Source organism: Paraburkholderia sp. A3BS-1L, assembly GCF_051125215.1.
In the GTDB taxonomy this organism is placed as follows: Bacteria; Pseudomonadota; Gammaproteobacteria; order Burkholderiales; family Burkholderiaceae; genus Paraburkholderia.
This window is the reverse complement of the sequence record NZ_CP120444.1, coordinates 1,137,827-1,152,163: the sequence shown is the minus strand read 5'-3', so window position 1 is coordinate 1,152,163 and position 14,337 is coordinate 1,137,827. Positions and strand designations below refer to the sequence as shown.

General features: G+C 62.7%; 13 protein-coding genes. 2 read left to right on the top strand and 11 right to left on the bottom strand.

Annotation, left to right across the window (positions count from 1 at the left end):
- Both P5W99_RS30360 and P5W99_RS30355 read right to left on the bottom strand, forming a co-directional pair.
- Nucleotides 1–2,958, bottom strand: coding sequence for an FAD-binding and (Fe-S)-binding domain-containing protein (locus tag P5W99_RS30360; protein WP_434665389.1), 2,958 nt, complete (start codon nucleotides 2,956–2,958; stop codon nucleotides 1–3).
- A gap of 37 nt (nucleotides 2,959–2,995) precedes the next feature.
- Nucleotides 2,996–4,042, bottom strand: a complete 1,047-nt coding sequence (locus P5W99_RS30355) for a DUF1338 domain-containing protein (RefSeq protein WP_421027510.1) — start codon at nucleotides 4,040–4,042, stop codon at nucleotides 2,996–2,998.
- Nucleotides 4,043–4,188: 146 nt separating this feature from the next.
- Here P5W99_RS30355 and P5W99_RS30350 point away from each other — a divergent pair, with 146 nt between their 5' ends.
- Nucleotides 4,189–5,106 carry a LysR family transcriptional regulator gene (locus tag P5W99_RS30350; protein ID WP_434664800.1) on the top strand — a complete coding sequence of 306 codons (918 nt, stop codon included), beginning with the start codon at nucleotides 4,189–4,191 and terminating at the stop codon, nucleotides 5,104–5,106.
- Between the two features lie 50 nt (nucleotides 5,107–5,156).
- On the opposite strand, the gene P5W99_RS30345 is transcribed toward P5W99_RS30350, so the two are convergent.
- The 3 genes from P5W99_RS30345 to P5W99_RS30335 all read right to left on the bottom strand — a co-directional run bounded on the left by P5W99_RS30345 (nucleotide 5,157) and on the right by P5W99_RS30335 (nucleotide 9,020).
- Entirely contained in the window at nucleotides 5,157–6,425 is a 1,269-nt protein-coding gene (locus P5W99_RS30345) for an NAD(P)/FAD-dependent oxidoreductase (RefSeq protein ID WP_421027508.1), read from the bottom strand.
- Between the two features lie 102 nt (nucleotides 6,426–6,527).
- Entirely contained in the window at nucleotides 6,528–8,108 is a 1,581-nt protein-coding gene (locus tag P5W99_RS30340) for an amino acid permease (protein WP_421027507.1), read from the bottom strand.
- Between the two features lie 399 nt (nucleotides 8,109–8,507).
- Complete coding sequence (locus P5W99_RS30335) at nucleotides 8,508–9,020, bottom strand: porin (protein WP_421027506.1); 513 nt, start codon at nucleotides 9,018–9,020, stop codon at nucleotides 8,508–8,510.
- A gap of 33 nt (nucleotides 9,021–9,053) precedes the next feature.
- Between P5W99_RS30335 and P5W99_RS30330 the strand changes: the two genes are divergently transcribed.
- Entirely contained in the window at nucleotides 9,054–9,422 is a 369-nt protein-coding gene (locus P5W99_RS30330) for a LysR substrate-binding domain-containing protein (protein ID WP_421027505.1), read from the top strand.
- A gap of 41 nt (nucleotides 9,423–9,463) precedes the next feature.
- Here P5W99_RS30330 and P5W99_RS30325 read toward each other — a convergent pair whose 3' ends face one another.
- From P5W99_RS30325 to P5W99_RS30300, 6 genes are all read right to left on the bottom strand, one after another.
- On the bottom strand, nucleotides 9,464–9,901 hold the full coding sequence (locus P5W99_RS30325) for an Lrp/AsnC family transcriptional regulator (protein WP_421027504.1): 438 nt from the start codon (nucleotides 9,899–9,901) through the stop codon (nucleotides 9,464–9,466).
- A complete protein-coding gene (locus P5W99_RS30320; protein WP_421027503.1) occupies nucleotides 9,891–10,826 on the bottom strand; it encodes a homocysteine S-methyltransferase family protein in 936 nt (311 codons plus the stop codon). Before P5W99_RS30320 ends, P5W99_RS30325 begins: the two co-directional genes overlap by 11 nt.
- A 43-nt stretch (nucleotides 10,827–10,869) precedes the next feature.
- Nucleotides 10,870–12,039: a trans-sulfuration enzyme family protein gene (locus P5W99_RS30315; protein ID WP_434664797.1), complete on the bottom strand. Its 1,170-nt coding sequence runs from the start codon at nucleotides 12,037–12,039 to the stop codon at nucleotides 10,870–10,872.
- Nucleotides 12,040–12,084: 45 nt separating this feature from the next.
- Nucleotides 12,085–12,780 carry an ABC transporter permease gene (locus tag P5W99_RS30310; RefSeq protein ID WP_421027501.1) on the bottom strand — a complete coding sequence of 232 codons (696 nt, stop codon included), beginning with the start codon at nucleotides 12,778–12,780 and terminating at the stop codon, nucleotides 12,085–12,087.
- Nucleotides 12,781–12,792: 12 nt separating this feature from the next.
- The gene (locus P5W99_RS30305) at nucleotides 12,793–13,470 is read right to left on the bottom strand and encodes an ABC transporter permease (protein ID WP_421027500.1); all 678 of its coding nucleotides are present in this window, start codon (nucleotides 13,468–13,470) and stop codon (nucleotides 12,793–12,795) included.
- A 73-nt stretch (nucleotides 13,471–13,543) separates the two neighbouring features.
- Nucleotides 13,544–14,323, bottom strand: a complete 780-nt coding sequence (locus P5W99_RS30300; protein WP_421027499.1) for a transporter substrate-binding domain-containing protein — start codon at nucleotides 14,321–14,323, stop codon at nucleotides 13,544–13,546.
- Nucleotides 14,324–14,337: the final 14 nt, after the last annotated feature.

The following is a 14,337-nucleotide window of genomic DNA, read 5'->3' as shown; positions in this document are numbered from 1 at the left end:
TCAAGCCGTTGCCTCGACGCGTTCGGGTGCGTGCCCAGGTGCGTGCTCGGGCACGCGCGCGTGCAGCCCCTGCTGCGCGCCAGCGAGCGATCGCAACGCCAGCTCTGCGATATGCAGCGTGTGCCGCCCAGCGCCTTGCGCGATCTGCTCGCGGCAACTGAAGCCATTCGTCACGACCAGGGTCTCGCGTGGCGCCTGCCGCACGAGCGGCAAGAGCTTGTCCTCGCCGATCCTCATCGACAGCTCGTAGTGGTCGGCGTTGAAGCCGAACGAGCCGGCCATGCCGCAACAGCCGGTGTCGAGAAGCGTCCAGCGCACCCCCAGTTTGTTCAACAAGGCGGTTTCGCCCTTCATGCCGAACAGCGACTTTTGATGACAATGCCCATGCACCATCACATCGGCGTCGAGCGACGGCCATTCGAATGGCGCCTTTGCGACGAAATCGGAGAACAGGAAGCTTTGCTCCGAGAGCCGCCGCGCAATCTCGTTGGTCGGGAGCTGCCTCAGCAACTCGTCCTTGAACACCGACAGGCAACCCGGTTCGAGCCCGATCACGGGCACACCGCTGCGGATTTCGTCTGCGAGCTCTTCGACAATGCCGGTCAGCAGCGCGCGCGCCTCATCCAGCAGGCCGTAATCGTAGAGCGGCCGGCCACAGCAAAGCCGCTTGCGGGGCAGCACGACCTCATAGCCGACGCGCTCGAGCACCTCCATCGCAGCCATCGCGACCTGCGGCGAGAAATGATCGTTGAAGGTGTCGACCCAAAGGATCACCTTCTGGCGAGCCCCATTCGAACCGGCGCCGGATGCCGTGCGCTTCCTGTCGCTCAGCGCCCTGAACGACTTCGGCGCGAAAGCGGGAAGCTCGCGCTCCGCTGCCACGCCCGCGATCCATTTGCCGAGGCGGGCCAGCGGCGGCGCAGACATCGCGAAGTTTGCAAGGCGCGGGAGACGGCTCGCCCAGGGCGCCCATTGTCCGATGCGCCCCATGAACATCGCTTGCCTCGGCCGACGATTATTTTCATAGTAGTGCGACAGGAACTCCGCCTTGTACGAAGCCATGTCGGTATGCGTGGGGCAATCGGACTTGCACCCCTTGCAAGCGAGGCATGCGTCGAGCGCCCCTTTGACTTCCTTGCTGTTCCAGCCGTCCGTAATCACCTCTCCCTGGAGCATTTCCCAGAAGAGATGCGCGCGGCCGCGTGTCGAGAAGCGCTCTTCCCGGGTGGCGCGAAAGCTCGGGCACATGGTGCCGCCATCGAGCGAGCGGCACTTGCCCATGCCGATGCAACGCTCGACCGCACGCTGCATGCCGTCGCCTTCCGGGCTTTCGAAGGTCAGCTTCGTCGTCAGCGTGACGGGCTTGTACGACGGCCCCATGCGCAGGTTCTCGTCGGCACGATAGGCGTTGACGACCTTGCCGGGGTTCAGGCGATTCGCCGGGTCCCAGATCGCCTTGAACTCCTCCATTGCCTGCATGATCTCGGGACCATACATGATCGGCAGGAACTCTGCCTTGGCCTGGCCGTCGCCATGTTCGCCCGAGAGCGAGCCGCCGAAATCCACGACCAGCTGCGCGGCTTCGCGAAGGAATCCTCTCCATTTGACGACGCCTTCGGCCGTGCGGATATCGAAGGTGATGCGCGCGTGCACGCAGCCGTCGCCGAAATGGCCGTACAGGCAGGTTTCATAGCCGTAGCGATCCACCAGCGCCTGGAAGTTGCGCAGGTAGTCGCCAAGCCGCTCCGGATCGACGGCGGCATCTTCCCAGCCCACCATCGGATCGGGCTTGCTGGGATCGATCGAGAGCGAAACGGCAGAAGCACCCGTTTCGCGAATCGACCAGATCCTCTGCTGCTGCGCCTTCTCCGCAACGACATAGCCACTCACGTCCGGGCCCGCCTCGCCCGCCAGGAAATAGCGCTCCGCGGCTTTTGCCTGACGCGTCGCGTCCTCCATCGAGTCGGCTCCGAACTCGAGCACGACCCACGCGTCGCCGGGCGGCAGCAGCGCAATTTCCTCGCTCTTGAGGCCGCGCGCCTGCAGGCCGCGCACGATGCCGCGATCGAGCCCTTCGATGGCGATCGGATTGAAGCGCGTGAAGTGCGGCACGGCGTCGGCCGCGACATAGATGTCCTTGAAGCCGAGCAACAGCAGCACGCGGCATGCGGGGCTATGCACGAGCCGAACCTTCGCTTGCAGCGTGATCGCGCACGTGCCTTCGGTTCCCACGAGCGCACGCGCAACGTTGAAGCCGTTCTCAGGCAGCAACTGGTCCAGATTGAAGCCCGACACGCGGCGCTTGATTTGCGGGAACTCGTTGCGAATATAGTTTGCGTAGCGGTCGCGCAATGCGCGCAGGCGCCGATAGATTTCGCCGCGACGGCCGCCCCCGGCGATGATCGCGTTCAGTTCGCTTTCGCTCGTCGGCCCGACCCAGAAGCGCGCGCCGTCGTACGTCAGGACCTCCAGGGCCTCCACGTTCTCCGCCGTCTTGCCCGCCATGACCGAATGCGCGCCGCATGAGTTATTCGCAATCATGCCGCCGAGCGTGCAGCGGCTATGCGTCGCCGGGTCCGGCGCGAACGTCAAGCCGTGCTCCTCGGCAGCATCGCGAAGCGAGTCGCAGATCACGCCGGGCTCCACGATCGCCGTTCTGGCGACCGGATCCACGGCAACGACCCGGTTGACGTATTTGCTGGCGTCCGCCACCACCGCCACGTTCACGCACTGGCCGTTTTGCGACGTGCCGCCGCCACGCGTCAGGAACGGAACGTCATGGCGCTTGCAAACCGCCACTGCGGCGACAAGGTCTTCCACGTCGGCGGGAACAACCACGCCGAGCGGAATTTGCCGATAGTTCGAAGCATCCGAAGCGTAGAGCGCCTTCGACCCGGCGTCGAAGCGGACCTCGCCGCGCAGCGAGCGGCGCAGATCGGCTTGAACGCCTTGCAGCATGTCTTCGCTGGCCAGAAACGGAGTGGCGGCTTTCAATTTACGTCCCGGTGTTGGCGGTGTTCGCGGTGTTGGCGGTCATCTTGAAGATGCCGGTGGCATTGCCGGCGTCGAAGCGCAGATCGGTCTCCCACTGGCGCGTGGCCTGATTAAAGGTGCGCTTGCGCGTGATGAACTCATAGAACGAGCCCGGCACCTCGCGCTTCACTGTGCCGCCATCGCTCTGGCGTAGATCGCGCAGGACGATATCGGCGCGATACGCCGTCTGGAACACGCGGCCCGAGCGCGAGCGCTCGACATCGGGCTTCATCGGCCGGCCCTTCGCCTTCTCGTCGTCGGAAAGCTTGAACACATCGGCAACACGATCGGTCGCATGGTTGAACGCATTGCCCTCCGTCGAGATCCACGCCATTTCGGCCGATTCGCGCAACAGGGTTTCGTAGTCGTCGACGCTCGGCGCATCGTGCTGACGCGCAAATGCGCCGACGATCACGGGCAGCAGTTCCTGCGCTGTTTCGAGCGGCAAATGGCCGTCGCGCGCGAGCTCGAAAAGCTGCGAGCACGCGAGCGGCGTGAGCGGATCGCGCGACGAGCTCAGCACGTTGGACACGGCCTGCTGAAATTCCGGCGAGAAGCGCTCCGGATGCAGTTCGCTGACGAAGAACTGTGCGATCTCGTCGGGCGCGTCCTCGTGAACATAGGCGCGCCCCGTCATGCCGAGCTTGTCCAGCGGGTAGCGGCCATTGAGCTTGAAGCCGAGCGGCAGCAGGATGCGCGTGAATGCGGCCTCGCCGGGCGGCAGCGCGCCGCTCTGCGCCCAGCGCACCGTGCGCAGCGCGCCATGGTCGAAATACACCGAACCACCCTGAGCAATCGCGTCGTTGGTGTAATTGCGGCCGTTGGGTGATCGCTCGAGCAAATCCTCGAACAGCGCCATATTCATCGCTTGCGCCAGTTCGGCACGCGTGACGATGCCGTCTTCCCATTCCTGCAGCAGTGCAGGGATGTTCAGCGTTGCGAAGAGACGCCCGGTCTTTTCCGCGCCGAGCAAATTGTGCAGCAGCCTTTCAACATTCGAATTTCTCATTGCCATCTCCCAGATCACAGAAAATCGGGCGTGGGATTTATTCATTCCCCGCAGTACGCCTCGCAGTGCATCTATAAATTATTCAAAACGCCGCGCCCGCCGTAAAGTGACATAAAATTAGCAGTCGATGAGTTTTTGGAACTAACATGCGTAAATTCCGGATCCCCAACATGAGCGCGCTGATCGCCTTCGAGGCGGCCGCGCGGCATGAAAGTTTCACTCAGGCCGCCAAGGAGCTCTTTCTCACGGAAAGCGCCGTGTCCCGGCAAATCGCCACGCTCGAATCGGGCCTCGGCGTGCGCCTGTTCGTGCGCGCCAAGCAGCGCGTGGTCCTGACCCGCGCGGGCAAGCTCTACGGCATGCAGGTGCGCCGCTCGCTGGAAAATCTCGACAAGGACACCCTCTCGATCATCGTGCACGGCAGCGGCGGCGGTTACCTCGAACTCGCGGTTTTGCCGACCTTCGCTTCAGAGTGGTTAATTCCGCGCATGAAAGACTTCAACGACCGCACGCCCGACGTGCGGATCAACATGGGCGTGCGAACAGACACGTTTTCGTTCGACGAATCGCATTTCGAAGCCGCGATTCACTATGGGAAACCCACGTGGCCCGGCACGACGTCCGACTATCTGTTCGGCGAAGAAGTGGTGCCTATCTGCTCGCCGGGCCTGCTGAAGAAGCCGATCAGGAAAGCGCATGAACTGCTTGCGTACCCGCTGCTCCACTCGACCACCCGGCCTCACGGGTGGTCGCAATGGTTTGCCTCGCAGGGGGTCGAAGACAACGCCACGATGCAGGGCGTTCGATATGAACTGCATACGATGCTCACCGCAGGCGCGGCGGCAGGGCTGGGCATCGCACTCGTGCCCCGGTTCCTCGTGGAAGGGCAGCTCAAGCACCTGGGCCTCGTGATTCCGTTCGAATCACCCGCGGCGCAGAATGCGGGTTCGGATGCCGCCTACTATCTCGTCTATCCAACGGAGCTCAGCCACGGCAAACCGCTCGAGGCGTTTCGCGCGTGGCTGCTGGAACAGGCCGGGGCATACGCCGGCATCGAGCGCTAGCGCACCCAGCCGGCTGACGGCTTCGTGCAGGAACAGAGCGTTTGGCGCGCTCAGCGCCGGTATGAGGCGAGCGCGTCGCGCGCCTGAAATGCGGTGTAGGTGAGCTGCGCGGCCGCGAGCCCGGCAAGGCCGAACGTGCGTGTCAGGCCAAACGCGGCGAAACCGTCCGGCACCGCCTGGCCCAGCGCCAGCGCATCGGCGAGCGTTTCGCCGGCGACCGTGGTGGGCGCCATGCCGTGCCCGCCGAAGGCGATCGCGTGCCAGACGCCGTCGCCGTCACGGCCGATTTGCGGCATCTTGTGCCGCGCATAGCTCATCAGCCCGCCCCATGCATACTCGACCTTCACGTCCGCCAGTTGCGGATACACGCGTATGAGGTCGCGCCTGAGCAGCCGCGCAATGGCCTCCGGACCGCGATCGAGCACGGAGATGCGGCCGCCCCACAAAATTCGGGCGTCCTTGAGCGGACGGTAGTAGTCGAATGCGAAGCGCGTGTCATAGACCGCATAGGGCGCGTCGATCGCTTCGGGAAGCCGCGCACCGAGCGGCTCGGTGGCGATCACGTAGGTCGCGATCGGCAGGACCGCACGCTCGATCCGCCGCACGACGCCGCGCGCATAGCCACCGCACGCGAAAACCACGTCCTTGGCCGACACCGTGCCTTTCGGTGTGCGCACAACGAACCCTGCACCGACTCGCTCGATCGAGCGTGCCGGCGATTGCTCGAAAATGCGCGCGCCGCCTTGCACCGCTGCATTCGCGACGCCGAGCACATACTTGAGCGGATGAAAATGAAAAGCGTTGGGCTCGAAGAGTCCACCGTGATAGCGCTCGGTCTTCAGCCGCGCACGCAATGCATCCTTCGCCACCGGTTCCCATTCGACGCCGAAATCGCGCTTCATCAGCGAGCGCAATGCGTCCAGCTTCGGCTGATCGTCGAACCAGTTCGCGAGCATGACGCCGCGATCCACGAGATCGCAATCGATGCCGTAACGCGCGATGCGCGCACGAATCAGGTCCACGGCGTCGATCGTGAGGCCGTACAGATGGCGCGCCTTGCCCGGGCCCAGCGTGCCGAGCAGGTCGCCATTGTCGAGACTGTAGCCGCCGAACACGAAGCCGCCGTTGCGGCCCGACGCGCCAAAACCGACACGCTCGCCATCGAGCACGACGATGTCGCGCACACCGCGCTCGACGAGCCCGAGCGCCGTGTTCAGGCCCGCGAGACCGCCGCCGATGATGCAGACCTGTGCATCGAGCTTGCCGCTCAGTTGCGGGTAAGGCTCGCGAGTGACAGTGGATTCGTAGAAGTTTTGCATGCGATTGGACTTCGAAATAACGGAAAAGCGGATGCGAGGCCGCGCCACAACGCAGCACGGCCTCGCATCGGTATAGCAACGCGCCGGCGCAGCGGCGCCAGATCACGCGTCCGGCGCGACCCTCGCGTGGACACGCTCGTAACCCGAATGGCGCTCGCGCGACGCGTTTTCAAGTTGACTCTTCGCGTAGCGCTCGACCCACGGTGCGATATCCATGTCTTCGTAGCGGACAAGGCGGCATTTGCGCACGATCGAGTAGCCGAACCATATCGCGAAGAAGAGCGGCAAGCCGATATAGGTTGCTGCCACCCCGGCCCAGTCGACCTTGTCGGCAAGCAACGCCTGATAGTCCTGACCGACCGTCACGACCGAGCACAGCACGGCGGCAAGGATCGGGCCGAATGGAAAGAGCTTGGCCCGGTAAGGCAGCTGCTCGAGGCGGTAGCCCTGCTTCAGGAAGCCCTTGCGAAACCGGTAGTGGCTGATCGCGATGCCGAGCCACGTGATGAAGCCCGCCATGCCGGACAGATTCAGCAGCCACAGATACATGGTCTGGTCGCCGTAGAGCGACGTGAGAAAGCAGAGCGCGCCCACGGCCGTCGTCGCATACAGCGCATTGAGCGGCACCCCGCCCTTCGAGACCTTTGCAAACAGCTTGGGTGCACGGCCTTCGACCGCAAGATTGTAGAGCATCCGGGTTGACGCATACATGCCGGAATTGCCCGCCGAGAGCACCGCGGTCAGGATGACCGCATTCATCACGCCCGCCGCGAACGCAAGGCCCGCGTGACGGAACACCAGCGTAAACGGACTCACGCCGATATCGGTCACATCGCTTTTCAGGAGGCTCGGATCGGTATAGGGAATGATCATGCCAATCACGAAAATCGCCAGCACGTAGAAAAGCAGAATGCGCCAGAAGATCTGTTTCACCGCGCGCGGAATCGTCTCGCCCGGATTTTCCGCCTCGCCCGCCGCCACGCCGATCATTTCGGTGCCCTGGAACGAGAATCCCGCGATCATCGCTACGCCGAGCATCGAAACCCAGCCGCCGACGAACGGAGCGTCCTTGATCGAGAAGTTTTCGAAGCCGTTGGTGGGGCCGCCCTTCATGATGCCGAAGATCATCAGGACGCCCACGGCGATGAAGCCAATCACCGTCACGACCTTGATCAACGCGAACCAGTATTCGGCCTCGCCGAAACCACGCACCGACAACGCGTTGAGCGCGAAGATCAGCGTGAGAAATAGCGCGCTCCACCAGACGCCCGGCACCTTGGGAAACCAGTAGTGCATCACGAGCTGCGCGGCCACCAGCTCGACGGCAATCGTCACCGCCCAGCTATACCAATAGTTCCAGCCGATCGCGAAGCCGAAGCCTTCGTCGACGAATTTCGCGCCGTACGCCGCGAACGATCCCGACACGGGCATGAAGGCAGCCATCTCGCCCAGGCTCGTCATCAGGAAATAAACCATCAAGCCGATCACCATGTACGCGAGCATCGCGCCCCCGGGACCCGCCTGCGAAATGGATGCGCCCGTGGCAACAAACAGGCCCGTGCCGATGGACCCGCCAATTGCGATCATGCGCAAATGGCGTGCTTGCAGCCCGCGATGAAGCACGGGTTGCTTTGATCGTGAACCGGATGGACTCGAGGAAGGTTTGTCGGGTTGTGAACGCATGACGGGCGCTGTCTCCTTTTTTGTCTCTGACGACAACGCAGGTCTGGTTCTGCTGCCACTTTCTCGCGACATGGACGCACTGAACCGGCCGACTTGCCTGTCGCCATCATCGTGGTGCCGGCCGCGCACGGAACACCCGCAGCCGGGAAAACGCCGGCTGTGGGTGCCACACATCTCGACGCCGGCAAAGTGTATTGATTAACGAGACAGAACGCCAAACGACATTTCCGAACTAATTAATGCATCTTTGTCATCAACTCATGCCGAGCCGATGAGTTCGACGCGCTGATCAGAACCGTGTGCGAATGCCGGCGCCCGCGGTATACCCGCTCGACAGCTTCGAAACATGGTCGTACAGATAGCCGACGGTAAACATCGGTCCGCTTGGAGAACGGGTAATCAAAGCTCAGCGTTGCGGTTTGTCTTGGCTGCGTCGTCTCCGGCCTGATTGCCGAGCGCGTACATCGCATGCGTGCTCAAGCCGCTGAAGTCCGGCGTTGCATACTGAATCGCATTGCTCCATGACGTGCCGCCCGGAATGCCCTGATTGATGCGATAACCCGGGTAAGTGCCCAAAGCGGAATAAAGCTGATTGACGGTGGGTGAAAAGATAAACGAGGCATAGAACGGATTGAATTGCGCGGACTGCAAATACAGCAAGCTGCCTTGCCGCCCGAGCGTCAACGCGCCGTAAGGCGACCCAATGCCCACGTACGCGTTGCGGGAGAACATAGGGTCGCCATTGAACGAGCCCGACTGGCCCGTTTGCGGACGGAAGAAGCCCTCGATGACGAACATGGCCTTGTAGCCGCCGCCCAGGTCCTCCTGGCCGCGAAAGCCCCAGAACGAAGTCCCATCCCAAGCGGCGAGGCCGATCTCGGGCTCGGCTTCAACCTGCCGCCATCGGCGCAACTCGAAAGCCTCTGGGAAATGGACACGAGCAGCATGGAGTCCATTCCGCTGGCTTACTGCACTTCGTATCCGCTGAAATTCGCCGACCGCTCGATGCAGATGCACGGCATCGTGGCCGATACGTTCTTGGAAGCGGGGCTCAGCGTCGAGCCGGCCTTCCGCACCAATTCGATCGAGACCATGAAGCGCTTCGCCGCCGCGAGCGAGGGCATTGCCTTTCTCAGCAAGTTCGACATTGCCGACGAATACCGCCAGGACGTGCTCACGTACCGGCAGATTCGCGACCGCGCCTTCAGCCGCAACGTGCTCTCGCTCGTGCGCCGCGAAAAGCACGGGCGCGGCCTCGCAAGCTTGCTGCTCGCCGAGGAAATCATGAACGTGCTGGGCGCGGTGAGCGGCTGAAAGCGTTGCTGAAATGCCGCCGGTCGATTGAAGCACGGTGGCTAGCGCTTGTGTATCACCGAATCGAGCACGAAACAGGTCGTCATGTTCTGCACGCCGTCCATGGCGCTAATCGTCGCCCAGATTTCGGTGACGCGGTCGTGGCTGGTGGCCTCGATTTGCACGAGCAAATCGACCTCCCCGCTGAGTACCGCGCAATCTCGCACCTCGGAGATTCGCTCGAGCGCCGCGAGCACATTCGCGCCGCGCATCCGGTCTTTTCGATAGACGAGCATCACGGCGCGTACCGGCGCCACGTCATCCGGCAACGCGAGCCGCACCGTATATCCCGCGATAATTTTCAAAGCCTCCAACCGGTCAACGCGGTGTCGAACAGCCTGTCTCGACAGGCCTATTCGGTCGGCGAGTACAGCGAGTGGAATCCGGGCATCTGCGCACAACGCATCGATGATCTTCTGGTCGATGCCGTCAATTTTCATTGCCCGCCCCGATGTCCCCGGCTTTGCGCGCCTCTACCGCATCACGCAGCGCCATGATGTGGCCGGGCCCGATCCCGCAACATCCGCCAACGATCTGCGCGCCGAGCGCAATCCACTGCTCCGCCCATTTCAGATAGCCGGGAGGGTCGAGATCGCCACGCAATTCGTCAAGCTCAGCGTTGGCCTGTGCATCGTCGCGCTGCGGCGGAAACGCGTTGGCGTAGATGCCGATCGGCAAACACGCGCCCGCGCGTTCGAGTAACGAATGGACAGCGGCCACGGCTGCCCCCATCACTTCGGGTTGGCTGCAGTTGAACAGCACTGCGGCCGCCCGCGCCGACAACGCCGCATCGACTGCCTCGTCTAACGTTTGTCCGGACCGCAGCACAGGCTGCGCGCTTTCATCGATTTGATCACGCAACGTGAACGACACCCACAGCGGCTTCGAATGCTCGCCGAGCGCACGCCGCACCGCACCAATCTCGCTGGTCAGGCTTTGGGTCTCAGCAAGCCACAGGTCGACGTAGGGTTCGAGTCCGCGAACCAGTGTCGCGAGGATCGTATCGGCACGTCGAGCGTCGAACAGGTCCGGCCTGTATGAGCCGCCGGTCGGCGGTAGCGACCCGGCTACGCGCACGGGCCGAGAGGCTCGCCCGGCAGACTGTCGTGCGAGTCGCCCGGCGAGCGCCGCGAGCGTGGCGCCATCGCGGCGAAACCGGTCTGCCCCAATATGAAACGGGACGATCGCATAGCTGTTCGCGGTGATGACGTCGGCGCCCGCCGCAATAAATGCGTCATGGGCAAGCCCAACGTAGTGCGGCGCTTCCATCAATGCGAGCGCCGACCATTCCGGCTGCCTGAATGGCGCGCCCATCCGGGCGAGTTCGCGCCCCATACCGCCGTCAAGTATCGTGATACGGTTCACTGTCCAAGTCCCCTTTTCCCCGGCGCTTGCGCCGGCTGGAAGTTCAGATGCGTTCAAGGGCTTGCGCGACGTCCGCCTTCAGGTCGTCGATGTGCTCGATGCCTACCGCGTAGCGAATGAAGTTCATCGGTATATCCGCCGTACGCATCTGCTCCGCGGACATCGTGCCGGCCCACATCGCCGCCGTATGGATCGCGAGCGAATCGACGCCGCCGAGATTGCCCGCGTTCAGTGGCACACGCAGCGCCTCGATAAAGCGTTGCGCGTCGTCGTAGCCTCCCCGCACGCCGAACGCGACTACGCCGCCAAAGCCGCGCATCTGCCGGCGTGCGAGCGCATGTTGCGGATGGCTGGGCAAGCCCGGGTAGAACACGCGTTCGATCTTCGGATGGGCCTCGAGAAATTCGGCGAGCGCCAGTGCGTTCGCGTTGATCCGCTCGATGCGCAAGGGCAATGTGCGCAGGCCACGCAGCAGCAACCACGCGTCCATTGGCGATAGAACCGAACCGAGCGTGATGTGCGTATGCCAGATCTGCTCGGCAAGCACGCGGCTTGTGCAGATTACCCCGCCGGTAAGATCGTGATGTCCGCCCAGATACTTGGTCGCGCTGTGCACAACGATGTCGACGCCGAGCCGGTGGGGCTGCTGGTTGACCGGCGATGCGAACGTGTTGTCAGCGAGCGTGAGAATGCCGCGCGCCCGCGCAATCTCGGTCACCGCGGAGATGTCGGTCACGAGCAGCAACGGATTGACCGGGGACTCGATAACGATCAGCCGCGTGTTCGGACGGATAGCCCGGTCAAACGCCGCAGCATCCGTCTGGTCGACAAACGTCACTTCGACGCCGAATTTGCGCAACATGTCGTCGAGCATCTTGGTTGTGCTCATGTAGTGACGGATCTGACCGATAACGTGGTCGCCCGCCTTCACGACGCTGAGGATCGCCGTCGCAATCGCGCCCATCCCTGAGGCCGTGACAAGCGCGGTCTCGGTGCCCTCGAGTTCGGCCATGACTGCCTTGACGCGCTCGTGAACTGGATTGCCGTAGCGGGTGTAATTGCGCGGATGCTGAGGAATGCTCGACATCTCGGTGAACTCCTCACCCCCCGCCGCCTTGAATACCGCGGAATAGTGGATGGCCGGCGCAACGGTCTTTTCGTCGGTCACGTCGCGGTCAGCCGCGAGCGCCAACGTTTCAAGCTTGTATCCCATGTTTTCCTCGGAATGATCGTTATGCTTTGTCGATTCGTCGCTACGCTAGACGCGCACGTTTGAAAGATGCCGGTTCAAGATGCCTTCCGCCCGCTTCAATACACTCGCCAGAATCGCGGTTATGCCGACGTACACGACGCCAGCGAGCATCAGTGCATCGGTGGTGTAGGTTTCGACCGAGATGCGCCGTGCCACACCGGTGAGATCGAGCACGGTAATCGTGCTCGCGAGCGCGGTCGACTTGAGTTGCAGCACGATCTCGTTGCCGAGCGTCGGCGCGACAATGCCGATCGCCCGTGGCACGACAACGCACCACGTCAACATGAAGCGGCTCATCCCGAACGCAAGCGCCGCTTCCTTCTCGCCGGCCGGGACGCCCGCGATCCCGCCACGAATGTCTTCGGCCATGTACGCGGAAAGATTCAACGTCAGCGCGCACAATGCACAAGAAAACGAGCCTCCAAAAAAGAGCCACAACGGCGAGGCGCGGACAAACGCAAATTGCGCGAGGCCGTAATACATCACGAAGATTTGCACGAGCAGCGGCGTGCCCCGGAACACCGACAGGAAAAGACGGCTGGGCGTGGACAGCCAGCGGCTCTCAGACGTGCGCGCGACCGCAAGCGGCACGGCAAGCACAAACGCAAGTGCGCACGACAGGATCAGTAGCTGAACCGTCACCCACACACCGCGCACGATGTCCGGGCCCGATTGTGTCATCAGGGAAAGAACTTCATTCATGGCTGAACCTGTTCAGGTGCGTTTCGCATAGCCCCGGCCCGCGATGCGTTCGAGCCACGCAAATGCGGGATTGGAGACGGCGAGAAAGCCGAAATAGATAACACCCACCGTCAAGTAAAAGATAAACGGCTGTTTGGTGAACTGCGCCGCGATGTTGGCCTTTCTAAGCATGTCTTCGAGTCCGACGATTGAGACGAGCGACGTGTCCTTGAGGAGGTTCTGCCACATGTTGTTCAGGCTGGGCAAACAGATCCGCCACGCCTGTGGCAACCGCACGAACCACAGCGTTTGCAGCGGCGTCATCCCATACGCGCGCGCCGCCTCGATCTGCCCGGCCGGCACCGCCAGAAAAGCACCCCGAAACATCTCCGACGAATACGCGCCAAAGACCACCGCGAGCGCAAGCACGCCCGCGGAGAACGGGCTTATGACAATCGCGCCGTCGAACTGCGTATTGAGCACATGCGACAACCCGAAGTAGCAGATCAGCAGAATCAGAAACTCAGGGATACCACGCAGGAAGTTGGTGACTGCATAGCTCGCGCTGCGCAGCCAGCGCACGCTCGACAGCTTCGCCGACGCGCCGGCGATGCCAAGCAGCATGCCGAGCCCCAGCGCGGCGACCGCGAGTTCCAGCGTGACGAGCGCGCCCGCCGCAAGCTGGGCGCCGTAATTGAGCAATATGTCCATCGTGGTCGGTTCCGTGAAATACGCGCTGTGTGCGCGCGCCGCTACTCTGCGGCCGCGCGCGCCGGATGCGAGCCTATTGCGGTGCGATGCTGAAAGGGAAATAGCGTTTGTTTACTGTCGAGAATGTCCCGTCGGCCTGTACCTGCGCGATGCCCTTGTCGAACTGGGCCTTCAGCGGCGCGTCACCCTTGCGCACGGCGATAGCCGTGCCATCGCCGAAAATTTCCGCATCGGTTACCGGCTTGCCGACGAAATCGAAGCCCTCTTTTCTACCGGTTTTCGTGAGCCAGTCGTAAGCTACCGTGTTGTCTGCGAGCACCGCGTCAATGCGCCCGGCTTCCAGATCGAGCCAGGCTTCGTCGAGCGTCTGATAGACCTTGGCGTTGACGCCGGACTGAACCGGAGGCAAACGGCGGCGCAGCCAGGATTCGTGCGTCGAGGCGGTCTGCACGCCGATCGTCTTTCCCCTGAGCGTGGCCGGGCTGTCCGTGATACCCGAACCTTGCCTGGCGACGAATTGCACCGGCGCCGTCGTGAAGATACGGGTGAAGTCGACCGACTGCTCGCGCTCCGGAGTCTTCGACATCTGGGCAAGCACCGCGTCGATCTGCTTCGCCTTGAGTGCCGGTATCAGCGCATCGAAATCCATCGTTATCCACTGGCACTTGACCTTCATGTCCTCGCACATCTTCTTGCCGATGTCGATCTCCATGCCCTGCAACTTGCCGGACGCGTCCTTGTATTCAAACGGTGCGTAGTCAGCGAGCGTGCCAACGCGCACCACCTGCTCGGCATGCGCGACGGACCCCAGCAATGCCGCGCCCACGCACAGCGATTGAAGCAGTTTCTTCATGATTTCCCCTCCGG

Excerpts from the sequence above, each read along its gene's own strand:
- P5W99_RS30360 (WP_434665389.1), bottom strand. The coding sequence starts at position 2,958 with ATGCTGCAAGGCGTTCAAGCCGATCTGCGCCGCTCGCTGCGCGGCGAG.
- P5W99_RS30355 (WP_421027510.1), bottom strand. The coding sequence starts at position 4,042 with ATGAGAAATTCGAATGTTGAAAGGCTGCTGCACAATTTGCTCGGCGCG.
- P5W99_RS30350 (WP_434664800.1), top strand. The coding sequence starts at position 4,189 with ATGCGTAAATTCCGGATCCCCAACATGAGCGCGCTGATCGCCTTCGAG.
- P5W99_RS30345 (WP_421027508.1), bottom strand. The coding sequence starts at position 6,425 with ATGCAAAACTTCTACGAATCCACTGTCACTCGCGAGCCTTACCCGCAA.
- P5W99_RS30340 (WP_421027507.1), bottom strand. The coding sequence starts at position 8,108 with ATGCGTTCACAACCCGACAAACCTTCCTCGAGTCCATCCGGTTCACGA.
- P5W99_RS30330 (WP_421027505.1), top strand. The coding sequence starts at position 9,054 with ATGGAGTCCATTCCGCTGGCTTACTGCACTTCGTATCCGCTGAAATTC.
- P5W99_RS30325 (WP_421027504.1), bottom strand. The coding sequence starts at position 9,901 with ATGAAAATTGACGGCATCGACCAGAAGATCATCGATGCGTTGTGCGCA.
- P5W99_RS30315 (WP_434664797.1), bottom strand. The coding sequence starts at position 12,039 with ATGGGATACAAGCTTGAAACGTTGGCGCTCGCGGCTGACCGCGACGTG.
- P5W99_RS30310 (WP_421027501.1), bottom strand. The coding sequence starts at position 12,780 with ATGAATGAAGTTCTTTCCCTGATGACACAATCGGGCCCGGACATCGTG.
- P5W99_RS30305 (WP_421027500.1), bottom strand. The coding sequence starts at position 13,470 with ATGGACATATTGCTCAATTACGGCGCCCAGCTTGCGGCGGGCGCGCTC.
- P5W99_RS30300 (WP_421027499.1), bottom strand. The coding sequence starts at position 14,323 with ATGAAGAAACTGCTTCAATCGCTGTGCGTGGGCGCGGCATTGCTGGGG.